General features: G+C 57.0%; 20 protein-coding genes. 9 read left to right on the top strand and 11 right to left on the bottom strand.

Translation table 11 applies throughout. The features are described 5' to 3' along the window. Positions 1–86: 86 nt before the first annotated feature. Together DG357_RS09785 and DG357_RS23025 are read right to left on the bottom strand one after the other, a co-directional pair. Complete coding sequence (locus DG357_RS09785) at positions 87–1,493, bottom strand: DUF1996 domain-containing protein (RefSeq protein WP_048960375.1); 1,407 nt, start codon at positions 1,491–1,493, stop codon at positions 87–89. Positions 1,494–1,637: 144 nt separating this feature from the next. After that, positions 1,638–1,805, bottom strand: coding sequence for a hypothetical protein (locus tag DG357_RS23025; RefSeq protein ID WP_032644868.1), 168 nt, complete (start codon positions 1,803–1,805; stop codon positions 1,638–1,640). A gap of 241 nt (positions 1,806–2,046) precedes the next feature. Between DG357_RS23025 and DG357_RS09780 the strand changes: the two genes are divergently transcribed. Genes DG357_RS09780 through DG357_RS09765 form a run of 4 tightly spaced genes read left to right on the top strand, consistent with a single transcriptional unit; the run spans position 2,047 to position 5,111 of the window. Continuing rightward, positions 2,047–2,877, top strand: a complete 831-nt coding sequence (locus DG357_RS09780) for an ABC transporter substrate-binding protein (protein WP_071993779.1) — start codon at positions 2,047–2,049, stop codon at positions 2,875–2,877. Positions 2,878–2,879: 2 nt separating this feature from the next. Continuing rightward, a complete protein-coding gene (locus DG357_RS09775) occupies positions 2,880–3,695 on the top strand; it encodes an amino acid ABC transporter ATP-binding protein (RefSeq protein WP_069732389.1) in 816 nt (271 codons plus the stop codon). Beyond that, complete coding sequence (locus DG357_RS09770) at positions 3,695–4,441, top strand: amino acid ABC transporter permease (RefSeq protein ID WP_088205329.1); 747 nt, start codon at positions 3,695–3,697, stop codon at positions 4,439–4,441. Before DG357_RS09775 ends, DG357_RS09770 begins: the two co-directional genes overlap by 1 nt. After that, on the top strand, positions 4,425–5,111 hold the full coding sequence (locus DG357_RS09765) for an amino acid ABC transporter permease (protein ID WP_088205328.1): 687 nt from the start codon (positions 4,425–4,427) through the stop codon (positions 5,109–5,111). The genes DG357_RS09770 and DG357_RS09765 overlap by 17 nt, the downstream gene beginning before the upstream one ends. On the opposite strand, the gene fumD is transcribed toward DG357_RS09765, so the two are convergent. The 4 genes from fumD to DG357_RS09745 form a co-directional block, all read right to left on the bottom strand. Continuing rightward, a complete protein-coding gene (fumD, locus tag DG357_RS09760) occupies positions 5,092–5,301 on the bottom strand; it encodes a fumarate hydratase FumD (RefSeq protein WP_028012876.1) in 210 nt (69 codons plus the stop codon). The genes DG357_RS09765 and fumD overlap by 20 nt on opposite strands. A 110-nt stretch (positions 5,302–5,411) precedes the next feature. After that, positions 5,412–6,224, bottom strand: coding sequence for a MetQ/NlpA family ABC transporter substrate-binding protein (locus DG357_RS09755; RefSeq protein ID WP_088205327.1), 813 nt, complete (start codon positions 6,222–6,224; stop codon positions 5,412–5,414). Positions 6,225–6,247: 23 nt separating this feature from the next. Further along, a complete protein-coding gene (locus DG357_RS09750) occupies positions 6,248–6,916 on the bottom strand; it encodes a methionine ABC transporter permease (RefSeq protein ID WP_049138910.1) in 669 nt (222 codons plus the stop codon). Further along, positions 6,909–7,931 (bottom strand): methionine ABC transporter ATP-binding protein, encoded by a 1,023-nt coding sequence (locus tag DG357_RS09745; protein ID WP_088205326.1) that lies wholly within the window; start codon positions 7,929–7,931, stop codon positions 6,909–6,911. The genes DG357_RS09750 and DG357_RS09745 overlap by 8 nt, the downstream gene beginning before the upstream one ends. Positions 7,932–8,331: 400 nt before the next feature. Here DG357_RS09745 and DG357_RS09740 point away from each other — a divergent pair, with 400 nt between their 5' ends. The 5 genes from DG357_RS09740 to lpp all read left to right on the top strand — a co-directional run bounded on the left by DG357_RS09740 (position 8,332) and on the right by lpp (position 13,195). After that, entirely contained in the window at positions 8,332–9,702 is a 1,371-nt protein-coding gene (locus DG357_RS09740; RefSeq protein ID WP_088205325.1) for a pyridoxal-phosphate dependent enzyme, read from the top strand. Between the two features lie 11 nt (positions 9,703–9,713). Further along, positions 9,714–10,859 carry a trans-sulfuration enzyme family protein gene (locus tag DG357_RS09735; protein WP_088205324.1) on the top strand — a complete coding sequence of 382 codons (1,146 nt, stop codon included), beginning with the start codon at positions 9,714–9,716 and terminating at the stop codon, positions 10,857–10,859. Positions 10,860–11,034: 175 nt separating this feature from the next. Continuing rightward, positions 11,035–11,229, top strand: a complete 195-nt coding sequence (gene ynhH / locus DG357_RS23370; RefSeq protein ID WP_418721936.1) for a protein YnhH — start codon at positions 11,035–11,037, stop codon at positions 11,227–11,229. Positions 11,230–11,236: 7 nt separating this feature from the next. Further along, on the top strand, positions 11,237–12,649 hold the full coding sequence (pykF, locus tag DG357_RS09730) for a pyruvate kinase PykF (RefSeq protein WP_014883536.1): 1,413 nt from the start codon (positions 11,237–11,239) through the stop codon (positions 12,647–12,649). 309 nt (positions 12,650–12,958) lie between these two features. Next, positions 12,959–13,195, top strand: coding sequence for a murein lipoprotein Lpp (gene lpp / locus DG357_RS09725; RefSeq protein WP_001082307.1), 237 nt, complete (start codon positions 12,959–12,961; stop codon positions 13,193–13,195). Positions 13,196–13,255: 60 nt separating this feature from the next. Here lpp and ldtE read toward each other — a convergent pair whose 3' ends face one another. The 5 genes from ldtE to sufC all read right to left on the bottom strand — a co-directional run bounded on the left by ldtE (position 13,256) and on the right by sufC (position 18,006). Beyond that, the gene (gene ldtE, locus DG357_RS09720; RefSeq protein WP_028012870.1) at positions 13,256–14,269 is read right to left on the bottom strand and encodes a L,D-transpeptidase LdtE; all 1,014 of its coding nucleotides are present in this window, start codon (positions 14,267–14,269) and stop codon (positions 13,256–13,258) included. A gap of 97 nt (positions 14,270–14,366) precedes the next feature. Then, positions 14,367–14,783: a cysteine desulfuration protein SufE gene (gene sufE, locus DG357_RS09715; protein WP_028012869.1), complete on the bottom strand. Its 417-nt coding sequence runs from the start codon at positions 14,781–14,783 to the stop codon at positions 14,367–14,369. A 13-nt stretch (positions 14,784–14,796) separates the two neighbouring features. After that, positions 14,797–16,017 (bottom strand): cysteine desulfurase SufS, encoded by a 1,221-nt coding sequence (gene sufS / locus DG357_RS09710; protein ID WP_028012868.1) that lies wholly within the window; start codon positions 16,015–16,017, stop codon positions 14,797–14,799. Next, on the bottom strand, positions 16,014–17,285 hold the full coding sequence (gene sufD, locus DG357_RS09705) for a Fe-S cluster assembly protein SufD (protein ID WP_059356944.1): 1,272 nt from the start codon (positions 17,283–17,285) through the stop codon (positions 16,014–16,016). Before sufD ends, sufS begins: the two co-directional genes overlap by 4 nt. Further along, positions 17,260–18,006, bottom strand: a complete 747-nt coding sequence (sufC, locus tag DG357_RS09700; RefSeq protein ID WP_041910384.1) for a Fe-S cluster assembly ATPase SufC — start codon at positions 18,004–18,006, stop codon at positions 17,260–17,262. The genes sufD and sufC overlap by 26 nt, the downstream gene beginning before the upstream one ends. Positions 18,007–18,012: the final 6 nt, after the last annotated feature.

Raw genomic sequence — 18,012 nt, 5'->3', positions numbered from 1 at the left:
TTATGCTCATCGCGTTAACTGGCCCGTCATTCAGGCTGTCGACATTACCAGTTAACGTTGATGAGAACAAAAAAACGCGGGCGTAATCAGATCTCAGGCGTTTTGCTAAAGCCGGTCAGCATCAGGATCAGGCTTTGCGGGGAAGACGCCGTCTCAAACTGGTAGTGATTTCCCTGACGATCGCCGCCGATGTACCACGAAATCTCGGTTTTCCCTTCTGCCAGCGCCTTGCGCACCGCTTTATCCACATCCACCATCCGGTATTCGCGGGAGTGGTTAAGGTAAAGCACCGCATCCGAGCGGTAGTTACAGGCTGGCCGCGACTGCCAGCTCACGCTGGCCGGATCCCAGTCGTTGCTTGCCGGATAGAAGAAAATTTGATCCGCGCCGTTGGTTTCCACTTTCCCGCCATAAATCCGCACGCGGTATTTAAACTGCGAAGGATCCTGTCCGGCAGGCAGCGGGGGAATGTGAAACTTCACCAGCGACAGCGTTTCGCTGTTTTTGGTGCGCCCGCCGTTCTGCCAGTTATCCTGCACCAGCAGGACCTGGGGCTCTGGCTGGGTAAGCGCGGGCTCCAGGCTGCTGAGCCAGACGTTGGCCTTCGCTTTTGAATAACCATACGGAACGGTGGTGCCGCAGTCCAGACCGCGGTTCATGCACAGGTCGGTCATAAAGCGCGCGGCGTCTTCCGTCCAGCCGTTCATAAAATCAGCATGCGCCGTATACAGGCTCCCCCACCGCTCTTCACGCTCGTTGCCGTGCATGATGGGATCGAGGGAAAGCTGCGCTTTGCTGGTATCAAGCGAGCTAATCGTCGGGAGCACGTACGCAATGTTCATGTTCACGGTGGGAATTTTCACCGGGAAGTCGGACGGGCACTGCCCTTTGGTGTCGTAGGTGGCGTTGGCCAGACCGTGAGCGGGCTGAAGATTTACCCCGTCCCAGCAGTTCGGAAACTGAATGCCAATATTAAACTGCACGGCATCGTTCGCCTTGCGTAAGCCGCAGACCTCACCCGTTTTGGTGGTGTAGCCCTTGCCGTTAGCGCACAGGAAGGTGATATGTGGATTCGGCGCGGTGCCGTGATGATCGCCCGCCAGCAGCGACAGCCCCGCCGGGAACGGGTGCAGCGGCCAGGCGTCGACGTTCGATGCCTGATAATAGGTTTTTTGATAGGCGGGTTTGACCACCGTTCCGTCAGGCAATTTCAGAGAGGGTGCCCAGTAGGCCGAGCTGTCTGCTTTGTTATCGCAGGTGGTCTTTTCATCTTTACGCAGCGATTCACGGCTGGAGAAGGCATCCGTTTGCACGTTGCCAAAAAAATCGTGCAGCATGGCCTCGTTGGGCATGCCGTGCATCATAATGGCATCGTCGCCGAGCGTGTGGGAGTAACCGCAGACGACGTGCGCCTGTGGCGCAGCATGCGCCGCCTGCATGGCAATCAGTAGTGCGGTGGCAGAAAGTGCCGGGGTTAATACTGTCCGTTTCATTATCATCTCCTTCTGAGAAAGGAGATATTGGTATCAAAACGGCCAGGGTTTACCGAGGATTTGCCCGCGTATTTTTCCGTTCATCCCTGCTTTACACGGATCACGCACAGCTCATTCCAGTACGTTTCGCGCGTGCGGCGAAGTTCAGCGTGACGTTTTATCATGGAACCACTCCGGGTCGATGTTAGCGACGTCCACGCCATACAGGCTGGCAACAGGCAGTATTGACTCCAGAACACGCTGCGCGCTGTTCTCCGCATTCGCTGGCCGGGTCGCAAAAAACCGCCGTAGCGTGCCGATCCATTTTTTCATTGCCTTTACCCCTCTCGCTTCACCAGCCTTGAGTTAAGCACGCGTTTCCTGGCCGCGGAAATATCAATTCCGGCAGTCGATGTGCAGGACGCGCAAATAGCTCCTTACATTTACCTGCCGGTAACACACTGTTCACTAATGCTTTTTTGTATAGAGCAAAGAACATTTTCTTATTTGGCGATAGCTTTTGCTTATGGGAGCGTAACGGTGCAAAACAAAAACAACGGGACGAACGATGACTATGGCAGCAAAGATGAAAAGGTTTAAAAAAGGGACGGCAGTTCTGGGATTACTGGCCGCCGGGAGCCTGTTTTCAGCGCAGGCGCTGGCCGATCGGCTGGAGGATATTAAGGCCGCGGGGGTGGTGAAAGTCGCCACGTTTGACGCCAACCCACCGTTTGGCTCAATTGATGCAAAAACGCACGAGATCGTGGGTTACGACGTGGACTTTGCCAAAGCACTGGCAAAATCACTCGGCGTGAAGCTTGAACTGGTTGCCACCAATCCGGCCAACCGAATTCCGCTGCTTCAGTCCGGTAAAGCAGATCTGATCGTAGCGGATATCACCATCACCCCGGAACGCGCGCAGGTGATTGACTTCTCCACCCCCTATTTCGTGACCGGACAACAGTTCCTGGTTCCCGCCAAATCGCCCGATAAGCTGGATGAATACAGCCGGGCGCGCATTGGCGCGGTCAAAGGCACCACGGGTGAACAGGCGCTCCACCAGCGTTTCCCCCAGTCCCGCGTACTGGCTTATGACGACATTCCTCTGGCGCTGACGGCGCTGCGCAACGGCAACGTGCAGGCCATTACCCAGGACAGCACAATTCTTGCAGGCCTGCTGGCACAGGCCCCGGATAAAGCGAACTTTAAAATCCTGCCCGATCTGCTCAGTAAAGAAGAAATTGGCGTCGGGGTGAAGAAAGGTGAAACGGCGCTGCTGAAAGCCGTCAACGATGAGCTGGTTAATCTCGAGAAGAACGGTCAGGCGGCAAAAATCTATGACGTCTGGTTTGGCCCAAACACGCCCGCTCCACAGCCTCGCGCCTTTAAAATAGAAGCCAGGTAATTATGCTCTCAGGTTTATTTTCCCACTCCGCGGCCGGTGCCGCGGATTTTTCACATCTGGAACAGGCCAGCGTTGAGTTTCGTCACGTGGACAAACGCTACGGCGACCATCAGGTTTTACGCGACATTAACCTCACCATTACGCCCGGTGAAGTGGTTGCTATTCTCGGCCCTTCCGGTTCGGGTAAATCAACGCTGATCCGTCTTATCAATCAGCTTGAAACCCTGAGCGGCGGGGAAATTCTGGTCGACAGCAAGCCGACCGGGCAGCTTTCCGGCAGCAGGCTGCGTCAGCTGCGCAGCCGCGTTGGATTTGTGTTTCAGCAGTTCAATCTGTATGCCCACCTCACCGCCAGCCAGAACATCACCCTGGCGCTGGAGCATGTGCACGGCTGGAAGCCAAAGCCAGCTCAGGAGCGCGCGCTGGCGCTGCTGGAGAAGGTCGGAATGCAGGAAAAGGCTCACCACTTCCCCGCGGAGCTTTCCGGCGGCCAGCAGCAGCGCGTGGCGATTGCCCGCGCCCTGGCCTCGTCGCCGCAGATCATCCTCTTCGACGAGCCGACGTCGGCGCTCGATCCGGAGATGATTGGCGAAGTGTTATTCGTCATGAAAGCCCTTGCCCATAGCGGGATCACCATGATTGTCGTGACTCATGAGATGCAGTTCGCCCGGGAAATTGCCGACCGGATTGTCTTTATCGACGGCGGGCAGATTCTTGAAACCGCGCCGCCGGGGCAATTTTTCCGTCAACCGTCGCATCCCCGGGCGCAGCGTTTCCTGCAAAAAGTGCTGAACCCGCTGCACCAGGAGCACCTCTGATGCCCGCCCTCGACTGGCAGGGCGGGCTGGCCGGACAGCCTCTGCAGTGGATACTCTCCGGATTTCTCACCACCCTGTGGGTGACGCTGGCGGGGGGCCTGATCGCCAGCCTGCTTGCACCGACCTTTTTGCTCCTGCGTCTTTCCGGTGGACGCATCGGGAATGCGGTCGTCAGCGGCTGGGTATCGCTGTTTCGCAATACGCCGCTGTTGGTGCAGCTGCTGTTCTGGTATTTCGCCGCCTGGAACGGATTACCGCAGGGCTTTCGAGACGCGGTGAATGCGGATCACAGCTGGTCAATTCTGCCCGGCGACGTCTGGTGGTTTACCCCTGAGTTTTTATGTTCTGCCTGGGGGTTGGGCGTTTTTACCTCGGCGTTTTTAATTGAGGAAGCGGCATCGGGGCTGCGTTCTGTTCCTGCCGGACAGCAGGAGGCGGCACTGGCGCAAGGGTTCTCGTCGTGGCGTTTATTTCGCTACATCCTTCTGCCGCAGGGGCTCGCCAACGCCTGGCAGCCCGTTGTCGGCCAGTACCTCAACTTGATGAAGCTCTCCTCGCTCGCCAGCGGGATTGGCTTCGCTGAGCTAACCTACCAGGTCCGGCAGATTGAAAGTTACAACGCCCACGCCATGGAGGCGTTTATCGTCGGTACGGTGCTCTATTTGCTTACCGGCATTGTCACGGGGATGGTGCTGGTGCGCGTCGGTCCGCATTCAGGGAGGAAGAAAGATGATTGCAGGATTTAACGTTATTGTCGAAAACCTGGATTATCTGCTGTGGGGACGAACGGCAGCGGGTGAACCCGGCGGCGTACTGCTTTCGCTGCTGATGGCCGCAGGGGCCGTCCTGCTTGCGCTTCCCGGCGGCGTGGCGCTGGCGTGCCTCGCCTGGCGCTATCCTGGGCTGGTGCGCAGGGGGCTTTTTCTGTGGGCGGAGTTGATTCGCGGTATTCCCCTGATTTTTGTGATTTTCTGGATGTGGTACCTGTTGCCGCTGATCACCGGCGGGGATCTGCCGGGGGCGCTGACCGTGACGCTGGCGCTGGCCTGGTTTACGGCGGCATCGGTGATGCATTCGGTTTTTGCCGGGCTCAGGGCGCTCCCAGCGGGTCAAAACGAGGCCGCGCTGTCTCAGGGGTTCAGCACGCAGCAAACCCTGTGGCGCGTGCTGCTGCCGCAGACGCTGAGAAATATTTTGCCGTCGCTGGTGGGAATTTTTATCAGCCTGCTGAAGGATACGTCGCTGGCATTCATCGTCAACGTCCCGGAGCTAACCACGGTGGCGGGACAGGTCAACAACCGGGTGCAAATCTACCCGGCGGCCATCTTTATCTTTACGGGTGCGGTCTATTACCTGCTCTGCTGCTCGCTTGAACAGGTCGCGAAACGCTGGCGCGTTAGCCGGCCAGCGCCTTAACCACCGTTTCCATCGCTTCGGTTGTCAGTGCGCTGCGCTTGATGCGCTGGTTCGCCAGCGCCGTGCGCAGCACGCCCGCAATGACAATATGCTTCGGCTCCTGCCCTAAATCACGCATCTCCAGCACCACCTTTCCGACCACCCGGCACATCTCCTGGTACAGCGCTTCATCTTTGGTCACGTTACCCATCGTCATCACTCCATTGCCTGTTAAACGTTGAGCTTAAATGATTCTCCCGCCGGATACAAAAAAGAAGCCCGGCGAGGATCTCGCCGGGCTTCATCTGGAAAATCAAATAATTAGTTGTTTACTGGAATGACCGCGCCTTTGTATTTGGTGCGGATCCAGTCCTGAATCTCTTTGGAGTGCAGCACGTTCACCAGCGCGACGATGTCTTTCTTTTTCTCGTCGCCGCGATGCACGGTAATGATGTTGGCGTACGGGTTGTTTTCACCGCTCTCTACCGCAATCGGGTCGTGAACCGGATCCAGACCGGCGTCTATCGCATAGTTGGCGTTAATCACCACCGCGTCGCCTTCGTCGTTGTTGTACATCTGCGGCAGCAGGGACGCTTCCACGTTCGGCGTGAACTTCAGTTTTTTCGGGTTCTCAACGATATCGCTGATGCGCGCCGTCACTTTGTCGATGCCCGGCTTCAGCTTGATCACGCCCTCTTTTTCGAAGATGGAGAGAATACGGCCTTCCTCGGAAACCGCATCACGCATGATGATCTTGCCGCCTTCCGGCAGGTCCTTCAGGGATTTGTATTTTTTTGAGTAGATGCCGATTGGCTCAATGTGGATCGCGCCCGCACTGATAAAATCGTAGTCTTTATCGCCAGCATGATCTTTCAGCACGCTGTTCAGGTAAGGAATGTGCTGGAAATAGTTCGCGTCGATGTCATGACCCGCCAGCGCAGTGTTCGGCAGAATGTAGTCCTGGAACGGTTTAATCTCCAGGTCGATACCCTGCTTCGCCAGAATCGGCTTGGCCTGCTCCAGAATTTCGGCGTGCGGCGTGTTGGATGCGCCCACGGTCAGGGTGTCGGCCCAGGAGGCGAAGCTCAGGGCGCTCAGGGTTGCGGCGGCGATCAGTGTCAGTGTCTTTTTCATGATGTGGTTCCTGTGTGTATTTATTAGCGTTTATCTAACAGTGAAGTAATGACATCGCCGCAGAACTGGATAATGAAAACGATGATTAAAATGGTCACCGTTGCCACCAGCGTGACGTCACCATGGTTGCGCTGGAATCCTTCCAGATAAGCCAGATTTCCCAAACCACCGGCGCCAATCACCCCCGCCATGGCGCTGTAGCTCACCAGCGCAATCAGCGTCACCGTAATACCTGATACCAGTGCAGGTGATGATTCCGGCAGTAAAACCCGAAACACGAGCGTGCTCAGTCGTGCGCCCATCGAGCGCGTTGCTTCAATGACCCCTTTGTCCACTTCGCGCAGGGCGATCTCCACCAGACGCGCGTAGAACGGCGCGGCACCGACAATCAGGGCCGGCAGCGCCGCGTTAGCGCCAAGGATGGTGCCGACGACGGTCTTGGTGAACGGGATCAGCAGAACGATGAGAATGATGAACGGAATAGAGCGGAACACGTTCACCACAATCGAAATGACGCTGTAGACCGTGCGGTTGTGGAACAAGCCACCGCGCGCAGTTAAAAACAGCGCCAGCCCCAGCACGATGCCCAGAACAAAGGTCGCCACGCCGGACAGCGCGGTCATGTACAGCGTCTCCAGCGTTGCAGCCCAGAGCTGATCCCACTTGAGATGCGGAAAGAGATTCTCAAACATGTTTAATTACCTTGCCTTCAATATCGCTGTGCTGCAGGTCGGCGAGGATATTGTTCAGTTGTTCATCGGATGCCGCCACGTGGACCCAGAGCTGCCCGAAAACACCGTGGGCGGTCTGCGTCATTTTTCCGTGCAGGATGTTAAACGGCAGGCCGTAGCGCAGGGTGAGTTCCCCGACAATCGGCTTGTGCGTGCTGTGTCCGGTAAAGGTCAGCCTGATCACCGTGCCTTCCAGATCGCTTGCCAGTTCGGTGTTGAAGGTCTCTTCCTCGGCGTACTGGCTCACCTGGCGGACAAACTGCTGCGTAATCGGCTGCTGTGGATGGGTAAAGACGCTCAGCACGTCGCCCTCTTCCACCACTTTGCCGTTCTCCATCACCGCCACGCGGTCGCAGATTTTGCGCACCACGTGCATCTCGTGAGTGATCAGCACGATGGTGAGTTTGAAGCGGCGGTTAATGTCCAGCAGCAGATCGAGGATCTGATCGGTGGTCTGCGGGTCGAGCGCGGACGTAGCCTCATCGCAGAGCAGCACATCGGGGTTGTTGGCCAGCGCGCGCGCAATCCCCACGCGCTGCTTTTGCCCGCCGCTCAGCTGCGACGGATACGCATTTTCGCGTCCCTTCAGGCCAACCAGCTCAACCAGTTCGGCGACGCGCGCCTTAATCTTCGCTTTTGGCACACCGGCAATTTGCATAGAGAAAGCAATGTTCTCACTCACCGTGCGCGACCACAGCAGGTTGAAGTGCTGAAACACCATGCTTATCTTCAGACGCGCCTGGCGCAGTGCTTCACCTTTTGCGGCGGAGATATCCTGCCCGTTAATGGTGACGCTCCCGGCGCTGGGTTTCTCCAGACCGTTCAGCAGGCGAATCAGCGTGCTTTTCCCGGCGCCGCTGTAACCGATAATTCCGTAAATCTGTCCCTGCTCTATCGTCAAATTGACGTTATCAACGGCTGTGAGTGCCACCTTTCCGTTGTCAAAAATCTTCGAAATATTGCTCAGTACAATCATTCTTATTCGTTATCCGTGCCGCCCTCGGCGGTTTAGCAGTATGGATGTCCAAACGATAGTAAACAGGCGTTATCAGCTTTTAAATGAACAAAAAAGAATGTGTTATAACTTTCGGAAATAAACAGCGGATTTACCGGGTGGGAAGCATTTAGACCAATTTCAGCAATGATTATCTGCAGGATGCATATCTGCTGGCGGACGCGCGCAAAAAATGGTCATTTTTGCAGCATTTTATCCCGATATAGCCATCCCCACATCCAGACAACTTTACGTCTTGCTGTCCTGACATCCAAAAACGGCATTTATATTCCTTTCTGTTCTAAACGGCAGTGAATGGTTCTTTATTGAGAAAATTTCACCGCCCTATCATCCCGTCATGACATCCCGAAAGGAAAACATCATGACGATTTACCACTCTGTCACCGAACTGATTGGCCGCACGCCGCTGATCCAGCTGCATAAGCTTGATACCGGTCCCTGCTCGCTGTTTCTGAAGCTGGAGAACCAGAACCCCGGCGGCTCGATTAAAGACCGCGTTGCGCTGTCGATGATTAACGAAGCGGAACGCACCGGCCAGCTGCAGCCGGGCGGCACGATTATTGAGGCCACGGCGGGCAATACCGGCCTCGGCCTGGCCCTGATCGCCGCCCAGAAAGGCTACTCGCTGATCCTCGTAGTGCCCGACAAAATGAGCCGCGAGAAGATTTTCCACCTGCGCGCGCTGGGTGCCCAGGTGGTGCTGACCCGCTCGGACGTGAATAAGGGCCACCCCGCCTATTACCAGGATTACGCCCGGCGTCTGGCTAACGAGCTGCCCGGCGCGTTTTACATCGACCAGTTTAATAACGTGGCCAACCCGCTGGCGCACCGCACCACCACGGCACCGGAGCTGTACGAGCAGCTTGACGGCAGAATTGACGCCATCGTGGTCGGCGTCGGCTCAGGCGGCACGCTGGGCGGCCTGCAGGCGTGGTTCGCCGAGCACTCTCCGCACACGGAGTTTGTCCTGGCTGACCCGGCCGGATCCGTTCTCGCTGACCAGGTGGAAACCGGACGCTACCGCGACGCGGGCTCCTGGCTGGTAGAGGGCATTGGCGAAGACTTTATTCCCCCGCTGGCCCACATCGAAGGGGTGAATCGCGCCTGGCGCATCTCCGACCGCGAAGCGTTCGCCACCGCGCGCGAGCTGCTGAAAACGGAAGGCATTCTGGCGGGCTCCTCCAGCGGCACGCTGCTGGCGGCGGCGCTGAAGTATTGCCAGGCGCAGACCACGCCGAAGCGCGTGGTGACCTTTGCCTGTGACAGCGGCAATAAGTATCTATCGAAGATGTTTAACGACGACTGGATGCGCCAGCAGGGGCTTATCACGCGCCCTCAGGCGGGGGATCTCTCCGACTACATTGCCCTGCGCCATGATGAAGGCGCTACCGTCACCGCCGCGCCGGACGATACGCTTTCCACCGTGCTGGCACGCATGCGCCTGTATGACATCTCTCAGCTGCCGGTCCTGGAGAACGGCAAGGTGGTGGGCATTATCGACGAGTGGGATCTGCTGCGGCATATCGGCGGCGACGGCGACCGCTTTACCCTGCCGGTCACGGCGGCCATGACCCGTCAGGTGGAATTTCTTGATAAACGTGCCCCGGAGAGCGCCCTGCACGCCATCTTCGACCGCGGTCTGGTGGCCGTGATTAACGACAATGACCATTTTCTCGGCCTGATTACGCGCAGCGACGTCCTGACCGCGTGGCGCAATCGTCTACAGCAATAAAGGATTAAACGATGAAAAACCTGGCAACCCTGAGCGTCCACAGCGGCGCATTCAACGACCCGCACGGCGCCGTCATGCCGCCGATTTACGCCACGTCGACGTTTGCGCAACCGTCACCGGGCGAGCATACCGGCTATGAATATTCCCGCAGCGGCAACCCAACGCGCCATGCGCTGGAAACCGCCATCGCCGAACTGGAGGGCGGCACGCGCGGCTACGCCTTTGCTTCCGGTCTGGCGGCCATCTCCACGGTGCTCGAACTGCTGGATAAAGACAGCCATATCGTCGCCATTGATGACGTTTACGGCGGGACGTATCGCCTGATTGAAAACGTGCGCAAACGCAGTACGGGCCTGCAGGTCAGCTGGGTTAAGCCGGACGACTTAGCCGGGCTTGAGGCCGCCATTCGCCCGGAGACCCGCATGGTGTGGGTCGAAACGCCGACCAACCCGCTGCTGAAGCTGGCGGATCTGACGGCCATTGCGGCGATCGCCCGTCGTCATAACGTCATCAGCGTGGCGGATAACACGTTCGCATCGCCGGTGATCCACCGCCCGCTGGCGTCCGGTTTCGATATCGTGGTGCACTCCGCCACCAAATACCTTAACGGGCACTCTGACGTGGTGGCCGGGCTGGCAGTGGTGGGAGATAATCCGGCGCTGGCGGACCAGCTTGGCTATCTGCAAAATGCGGTCGGTGGTGTCCTGGATCCGTTCAGCAGCTTCCTGACCCTGCGCGGTATCCGCACGCTTGCGCTGAGGGTAGAAAAGCACAGCAGCAACGCGCTGGAGATTGCGCAATGGCTGGCGCAGCATCCTCTGGTCGAAAAAGTGTTCTATCCCGGCCTGGAATCGCATCCGCAGTACCAGCTAGCCCGCACCCAGATGGCGCTCCCCGGTGGCATGATTTCCGTCGTGGTGAAAGGCGATGCGCAACGCGCCAGCGAGGTGATTCGCAACCTGAAGCTGTTCACCCTCGCGGAAAGCCTGGGCGGCGTGGAGAGCCTGGTGAGCCAGCCTTACAGCATGACGCACGCCTCGATTCCGCTGGAACAACGGCTGGCAAACGGCATTGTGCCGCAGCTGATCCGCCTGTCGGTGGGGATTGAAGATCCGAAAGACCTGATTGCCGACCTCAGCCAGGCGCTGCAAAAATAAGCAAACGGAGGCAGGTCGCTCACCTGCCGCCAAAAGTTGTCATCATGGCTTAACGCCTTGATAACAATATTATGTGAAACGGCATTGATTAATTCTGAAACACCGTTTCCATTTTCCTTTTATCTTAAAATTAGCGTATAATGCGCGCCAAATCCCTGGTGAATGGTTTCAGCGCTTGGAATACAAAAAACAACGTACAACTTCTCCTCTCCTTCGTTGGGCTGTCACTCAGGCACACTTTCTTCTGCACGCTCATTTGATGTCTCCTATCCTTAGTGCGTGTCATATACTCTTTTGCAACACAGGTTTGACTCCGCGGCGGTGCGCCCCCGGAGCGAGATTTCCATATCCTTCCCAACTTAAAGACTAAGACTGTCATGAAAAAGACGAAAATTGTTTGTACTATCGGCCCGAAAACCGAATCCGAAGAGATGCTGAGCAAAATGCTGGACGCCGGCATGAACGTGATGCGTCTGAACTTTTCCCACGGTGACTACGCAGAACACGGTCAGCGTATCCAGAACTTGCGCAACGTGATGAGCAAGACCGGTAAAAAAGCGGCGATCCTGCTCGATACCAAGGGTCCGGAAATCCGTACCATCAAACTGGAGGGCGGTAACGACGTCTCTCTGAAAGCGGGCCAGACCTTCACCTTCACTACCGACAAATCCGTTGTTGGTAACAGCGAAATCGTTGCGGTCACCTATGAAGGCTTCACCAGCGATCTGTCCGTGGGTAACACCGTGCTGGTCGACGATGGTCTGATCGGTATGGAAGTCACCGCTATCGAAGGTAACAAAGTTATCTGTAAAGTGCTGAACAACGGCGACCTGGGCGAAAACAAAGGTGTTAACCTGCCGGGCGTTTCTATCGCGCTGCCAGCACTGGCGGAGAAAGACAAACAGGACCTGATCTTCGGCTGCGAACAAGGCGTTGATTTCGTTGCGGCGTCCTTCATCCGTAAGCGTTCCGACGTAGTTGAAATCCGTGAGCACCTGAAAGCCCACGGCGGCGAGAAGATCCAGATCATCTCCAAAATCGAAAACCAGGAAGGCCTGAACAACTTCGACGAAATCCTCGAAGCGTCTGACGGCATCATGGTTGCTCGTGGCGACCTGGGCGTTGAAATCCCGGTTGAAGAAGTGATCTTCGCGCAGAAGATGATGATCGAGAAATGTGTTCGCGCGCGTAAAGTGGTTATCACCGCCACGCAGATGCTGGACTCCATGATCAAAAACCCACGCCCTACCCGCGCTGAAGCAGGCGACGTGGCGAACGCCATCCTCGACGGTACCGATGCAGTAATGCTGTCCGGTGAATCCGCGAAAGGGAAATACCCTCTGGAAGCGGTCGGCATCATGGCGACCATCTGCGAACGTACTGACCGCGTGATGACCAGCCGTCTGGACTTCAACAACGACAGCCGCAAGCTGCGCATCACTGAAGCAGTATGCCGCGGTGCGGTAGAAACCGCTGAGAAACTGGAAGCGCCACTGATTGTTGTTGCGACCCAGGGCGGTAAATCTGCGCGCGCAGTGCGTAAATACTTCCCGGATGCCACCATCCTGGCCCTGACCACCAACGAAACCACCGCACGTCAGCTGGTGCTGAGCAAAGGCGTGGTTGCGCACCTGGTCAAAGAGATCGCCTCTACTGACGATTTCTACATTCAGGGTAAAGCAATGGCTCTGGAAAGCGGTCTGGCGCAGAAGGGCGACGTGGTTGTAATGGTTTCTGGTGCTCTGGTACCAAGCGGAACAACCAATACTGCCTCCGTTCACGTGCTGTAATAATTCACGAACGAATTAAATTTGATAAAAAGCGCCCAATGGGCGCTTTTTTTATTCCCGGCATTAGCCAAATTCATTCAAAAAGCAAATCGGGTTTTTCTATTTAAATGCGATTTATCTAAGATGAATCCGATGAAAAATGCCTTTTTTTACATAGCTTTTTACTCAAAACGCACTGATTCGATGCTTCTTTGAGCGAACGATCAAAAATAGGCGTATTCCCATCAAAAAAATATTCTCAACCCAAAAAAGTTTGTGTAATACTTGTAACGCTACATGGAGATTAACTCAATCTAGAGGGTATTAATAATGAATCGTACTAAACTGGTACTGGGCGCGGTAATCCTGGGTTCTACTCTGCTGGCTGGTTGCTCCAGCAACGCTAAAATCGATCAGCTGTCTTCTGACGTTCAGACTCTGAACGCTAAAGTTGACCAGCTGAGCAACGACGTGAACGCAATGCGTTCCGACGTTCAGGCTGCTAAAGACGACGCAGCTCGCGCTAACCAGCGTCTGGACAACCAGGCTACTAAATACCGTAAGTAATAGTACCTGTTAATAAAATGGCGCACATTGTGCGCCATTTTTTTTGCCTGCGTCAAACTGCTACTGCGTTACCTTTTCCCCTTCCTCTTCTGCTACCGCAGCAGACACCCGGCTGTTCTGCACTGACAACACGCTATTGCTGGCCGACGGGCCGCTACCCGCGGATACGACAACCGGGATCCCGGCACGGCGCGCCAGGGCTTTATCAATTAACGCCTTATCGCTTCCGGCCTGAGAAACAAAGGTGGCAAAGTCTGCCGAGTGGGTAATGGGCGAAATCTGCGGGTTCTCGCCCTCCACCTGCGCCAGCGGACGGTGGACCTCAATATAGCGCTTACCGTCCGGCTCAACCGAGAATTTCACCGGCTCGTTGATGATCTGTACCCGCGTGCCGACCCGCACCTGTTCAAACAGGGCTTTAATATCCGGGGCGTTCATTCGCATACAGCCGGAACTGACGCGCAGACCTACGCTGTCCGGCGCGCTGGTACCGTGAATAAGATATTCCCCATTACCAATTCCCAGACGCAGCGCATAGCGCCCCAGCGGGTTATTTGGCCCTGCCGGGACGACGGGTGGCAATTTAATTCCCTGGGCCAGGGAACGCGCTCTGATGCCCGCCGTTGGCGTCCAGGTTGGATTAGGGATTTTTTGGCTGACGCGGGTGGTGCTCACCGGCGTTTCCAGCCCCAGCTGTCCGATGCCGAGCGGGAAGACCTGGACAATATTTTCTCCCGGCGGGAAGTAGTAGAGCCGAAGCTCGGCCAGGTTAACCACAATGCCTTCGCGCGGGGTATCCGGCAGCAACATCTGCGACGGGATCGTGATAACGGTACCCGGTGCCGGGTTTACTGGCGCAATGGTATTGTTCGTTTCAAGGATCACCTGCGCCGCCGTATTAAACCGACGGGCGATAGTCTGAAGCTTATTATCCCCTTCCTGTATCGTGTAGGTTTGATTTTGCCCAATCAGACGGCTGCCTGCGGGCGGCAACGGATAGTCCATCGCGCGGGCCGAATTAAACGTACCGAGCGAACTGAGGAGTAATAGAGTTATTAGAGACGCGCGCTTCATGCTGAGATTCCTTATTCACTGGCAGGATGCCAGAAAGCTGAAAAACCAGCGAGGCGGGAACCACCTCGCGAAACAGAATGAATGCTGTTCTGTAAGTCTAGCTAAGGATTGCAGCTTTGGCGCGAATGGCGCGAATCATCGCTTCCAGCCCCTGGGAGCGGGACGGGGTGAGGTGTTGGGTCAGGGCCATTTTTTCAAACCACGGGCGGACATCGAACGCGACGATATCCTGCGCCGACATCCGGTGGTAAAGAATAAAGACGACCGCAATCAGTCCTTTTACAATGGCCGCATCGCTGTCGCCGTGCAGGGCGATAGTGCCGTCGTCAGACTGCTCCATCACAATCCACACCTGGCTCTGGCAGCCCTGAATAATGTTTTCCGGGTTATGCGCCTCTTCTCCGAGCGGCGGCAGACGCTGCCCCAGCTCGATGATATAAAGGTACTTCTCTTCCCAGTTTGCACAGCGCCCAAAGTTGCGCAGCAATTTGTCTCTGTCCGGCAGTTCTGCCATCTTTTGCCTCTTCTTAGCCCAGCAGCTGGTGAATGCGCTTAAGCCCCGCCACCAGCCTGTCGACCTCTTCCATTGTGTTATACATCACCAGCGATGCGCGGCACATTGCCGGCACCTGGTAAAAAGCCATCAGCGGCATGGCGCAGTGGTGGCCGGTACGGACGGCCACGCCGTAATTATCGAGGAAGCTGCCCACGTCATAGGCGTGGTGTTTCCCCAGGTTAAAGGCAATCACGCCCTGTCGGTCAGCCGGGCCATACAGGGTAAGGTCCGGCACGCTGGCAAGCTCCTGCAGCGCGTAGTGCATCAGCAGCTGTTCGTACTCCTGGATGGCGTCGAGGCCGATTGCGGAGACGTAAGACACCGCCGCCCCCAGGCCGATAATCCCGCCGGTGTTGGGGGTGCCCGCCTCGAAGCGCCAGGGCGCACGTGCGTAGGTCGTCCCTTCCGTCAGGCTGACGGTGGCGATCATCGATCCGCCCCCTTCCCACGGCGGCATCGCCTGCAGGATGTCCTCTTTCACATACAGCACGCCAATCCCGGTCGGGCCATAGAGCTTATGCCCGGAGAATACGTAGAAATCGCAGTCCAGCGCCTGCACGTCCACCGCGTGGTGCATTACCGCCTGCGCGCCGTCAATCAGCACCTTCGCGCCGGCCTGATGGGCTTTTGCTATAATCTCTGTCACCGGGTTTTCGGTGCCCAGCACGTTAGAGACCTGGGTGACCGCCACCAGCCGCGTTTTATCGTCCAGCAGGGCGTCAAGCTGCTCCAGCTGCAGCGTGCCATCGTCGTTCAACGGAACGACCCGCAGCTGTGCGCCGACACGCTCGCAGAGCATCTGCCACGGCACAATATTGGCGTGGTGCTCCATCTGGGTGATGATGATGTTATCCCCCGCGCGCACCTGGGCGTTGCCCCAGCTGTTGGCGACAAGGTTAATCCCCTCGGTTGTGCCGCGCACAAATACCAGCTCTTCCGGCAGGCGTGCATTGAGGAAGGCTGCAATTTGCGTGCGCACGTTTTCCATGCGCTGGGTCGCCTCGGCGCTCAGGGTATGAATACCGCGATGCACGGCGGCGTAGCCGTGGCGGTAGAACTCGGCTTCCGCATCCACCACCTGATTCGGCTTCTGCGCGCTGGCCGCGCTGTCGAGATAGGCCAGCGGCAGGCCGTTCACTTCACGGGTCAGAACCGGGAAATCGGCCCGCACTTTCTCTACGGGAAAACTCATGCTTCGCCTCCGGGCAGACGCTGACCAATGCGGGCCAGCACCTGCTGCTTCAATACGCCATCGTGCAGCGCTTCCGTAAGCTCCGCCGCAAAGGCGTAGATGATCATTTTCTGCGCCGCCTGCTGGTCGATGCCGCGCGAGCGCAGGTAGAACATCTGCTCGTCGTCGATCCGACCGACCGTCGCGCCGTGACTGCATTTTACGTCGTCGGCGTAGATCTCCAGCTGCGGCTTGGTGTCCACTTCCGCCAGGCGCCCCAGCAGCAGATTGTTGTTGGTCATCTGCCCGTCGGTTTTGATGGCGTGCTGGGCCACGTTAATCAGGCCGTTAAACACCGCCCGCCCTTTATCGCTGACGATGGTTTTGTGCAGCTGGCGGCTGTTGCAGTAGCCTTTGTTGTGCTCAAGCCAGGTGCGCGTGTCGCACACTTCTGCCTTCACCGGCATCGCCAGGCTGTTGATCCGCAGCGTAGTGTTTTCACCGTTAAGCTGCGTGCTGGTGTTGTGGCGCAGCACCGCGCCGCCGAGCAGGAAGCTGTGGCTGTACGCCGCGGCATCCTGGCCCAGCAGAAGATCGTTATGGGCAAAATGGTGGCTCTGCGGATTCTCAAACGCCAGCTTAATATGGTGAAGCTGCGCATTGGCGGCAACGTTCATCGTCAGCCGCGACCCGGTAAAGTGGCGGGTCTCGTTGAGGCTGACGTAATGTTCGATTACCGTGGCCTCCGCCCCCTCCGCCAGCTCAAGGTGATGGCGATAGTGTGCGGTGTTGATCTCATCGCCCTCCACGCCCTGTGTGATGTGCATCAGCAGCAGCGGTTTTGCCGGACGCTGGTTACGCTTGACCTGAATATGCGTCACGCTGCGGGCCAGGCTCTCGGTCAGGTGGAGGAAGACTTCCGGCTGAACCGGGGCGCTCAGGCTCTGGCGGTCGTCGTTAATGACGATATCGAACCCGCTATCCCGGGCGTCGTCACTCAGTTCTGGACGCCAGACGCCGTCGACAAAGACCAGACGCACCGCATCCACCGTTAGCGCCAGATCGTCGCGCCGGGCCGGGTCAATCTCCGCCAGACGCGTCACAAACTCGCCGTTCAGCAGGCCGTCGAGTGGGGTGTATTTCCAGTTCTCATGCTTCCGCGTCGGCAGGCCGAGGCGCAGCATCTGCTGCAGGTGCTGCTGCGCCTGCTCGGAGCGCGTATTACCCTGCTCCTCAAACAGCCGGTGCCACTGCTGGAGCGCATTACTGCTGTTCGGTAAGCCAGCCATAACCCTGCTCCTCCAGTTGTTTAACCAGCGTAAAATCACCGGATTTCACAATACGTCCCTGGTAAAGCACGTGGACGTAGTCCGGCTTGATGTAGTCCAGAATGCGCTGGTAGTGGGTGACAATAATGAACGAGCGCTTGCCGTCGCGCAGGGAATTCACCCCGTCGGCGACAATCTTCAGGGCGTCGATATCCAGACCGGAGTCGGTCTCATCAAGAATGCACAGCTCGGGCTCCAGCACCGCCATCTGCAGGATATCGTTACGCTTTTTCTCGCCGCCGGAAAAGCCGACGTTGACCGAGCGGGTCAGCAGGTCTTCTGGCATTTTCAGCAGTTTGATCTTCTCTTCCATTAGATCCTGGAAGTCGAAGCGATCCAGCGCCTCCTGGCCGCGATACTTGCGCACCGCATTCAGCGCCGTCTGGAGGAAAAACTGGTTGCTGACGCCCGGAATTTCCACCGGGTACTGGAAGGCCATAAAGATGCCCTCGCCCGCGCGGTCTTCCGGCGACATCTCCAGAAGATCTTTGCCGTTAAATTCGACCGAGCCGCCTGTCACTTCGTAATCTTCGCGTCCCGCCAGCGTCGCTGAAAGCGTACTTTTCCCGGAGCCGTTCGGCCCCATGATGGCGTGAACTTCACCCGGCTTGACGTCAAAATTGAGACCGCGCAGGATCGCTTTCTCTTCCACGCTAACCTGTAAATCTTTAATGCTTAACATGTGCTT

Origin of the sequence: Enterobacter bugandensis, from assembly GCF_900324475.1 — a bacterium.
Classification (GTDB): domain Bacteria; phylum Pseudomonadota; class Gammaproteobacteria; order Enterobacterales; family Enterobacteriaceae; genus Enterobacter; species Enterobacter bugandensis.
The sequence above is the reverse complement of the archived record's forward strand: the minus strand, read 5'-3'. Positions and strand labels throughout refer to the sequence as shown.

What these genes read in the sequence shown, in the direction of transcription:
- DG357_RS23025 (WP_032644868.1), bottom strand. Translation starts at nt 1,805, where the DNA reads ATGAAAAAATGGATCGGCACGCTACGGCGGTTTTTTGCGACCCGGCCA.
- DG357_RS09785 (WP_048960375.1), bottom strand. Translation starts at nt 1,493, where the DNA reads ATGAAACGGACAGTATTAACCCCGGCACTTTCTGCCACCGCACTACTG.
- DG357_RS09740 (WP_088205325.1), top strand. Translation starts at nt 8,332, where the DNA reads ATGACGATTTACCACTCTGTCACCGAACTGATTGGCCGCACGCCGCTG.
- sufS (WP_028012868.1), bottom strand. Translation starts at nt 16,017, where the DNA reads ATGAGTTTTCCCGTAGAGAAAGTGCGGGCCGATTTCCCGGTTCTGACC.
- DG357_RS09735 (WP_088205324.1), top strand. Translation starts at nt 9,714, where the DNA reads ATGAAAAACCTGGCAACCCTGAGCGTCCACAGCGGCGCATTCAACGAC.
- DG357_RS09745 (WP_088205326.1), bottom strand. Translation starts at nt 7,931, where the DNA reads ATGATTGTACTGAGCAATATTTCGAAGATTTTTGACAACGGAAAGGTG.
- DG357_RS09780 (WP_071993779.1), top strand. Translation starts at nt 2,047, where the DNA reads ATGGCAGCAAAGATGAAAAGGTTTAAAAAAGGGACGGCAGTTCTGGGA.
- sufE (WP_028012869.1), bottom strand. Translation starts at nt 14,783, where the DNA reads ATGGCAGAACTGCCGGACAGAGACAAATTGCTGCGCAACTTTGGGCGC.
- fumD (WP_028012876.1), bottom strand. Translation starts at nt 5,301, where the DNA reads ATGGGTAACGTGACCAAAGATGAAGCGCTGTACCAGGAGATGTGCCGG.
- DG357_RS09750 (WP_049138910.1), bottom strand. Translation starts at nt 6,916, where the DNA reads ATGTTTGAGAATCTCTTTCCGCATCTCAAGTGGGATCAGCTCTGGGCT.
- DG357_RS09775 (WP_069732389.1), top strand. Translation starts at nt 2,880, where the DNA reads ATGCTCTCAGGTTTATTTTCCCACTCCGCGGCCGGTGCCGCGGATTTT.
- DG357_RS09755 (WP_088205327.1), bottom strand. Translation starts at nt 6,224, where the DNA reads ATGAAAAAGACACTGACACTGATCGCCGCCGCAACCCTGAGCGCCCTG.
- pykF (WP_014883536.1), top strand. Translation starts at nt 11,237, where the DNA reads ATGAAAAAGACGAAAATTGTTTGTACTATCGGCCCGAAAACCGAATCC.
- lpp (WP_001082307.1), top strand. Translation starts at nt 12,959, where the DNA reads ATGAATCGTACTAAACTGGTACTGGGCGCGGTAATCCTGGGTTCTACT.
- DG357_RS09765 (WP_088205328.1), top strand. Translation starts at nt 4,425, where the DNA reads ATGATTGCAGGATTTAACGTTATTGTCGAAAACCTGGATTATCTGCTG.
- DG357_RS09770 (WP_088205329.1), top strand. Translation starts at nt 3,695, where the DNA reads ATGCCCGCCCTCGACTGGCAGGGCGGGCTGGCCGGACAGCCTCTGCAG.
- sufD (WP_059356944.1), bottom strand. Translation starts at nt 17,285, where the DNA reads ATGGCTGGCTTACCGAACAGCAGTAATGCGCTCCAGCAGTGGCACCGG.
- sufC (WP_041910384.1), bottom strand. Translation starts at nt 18,006, where the DNA reads ATGTTAAGCATTAAAGATTTACAGGTTAGCGTGGAAGAGAAAGCGATC.
- ldtE (WP_028012870.1), bottom strand. Translation starts at nt 14,269, where the DNA reads ATGAAGCGCGCGTCTCTAATAACTCTATTACTCCTCAGTTCGCTCGGT.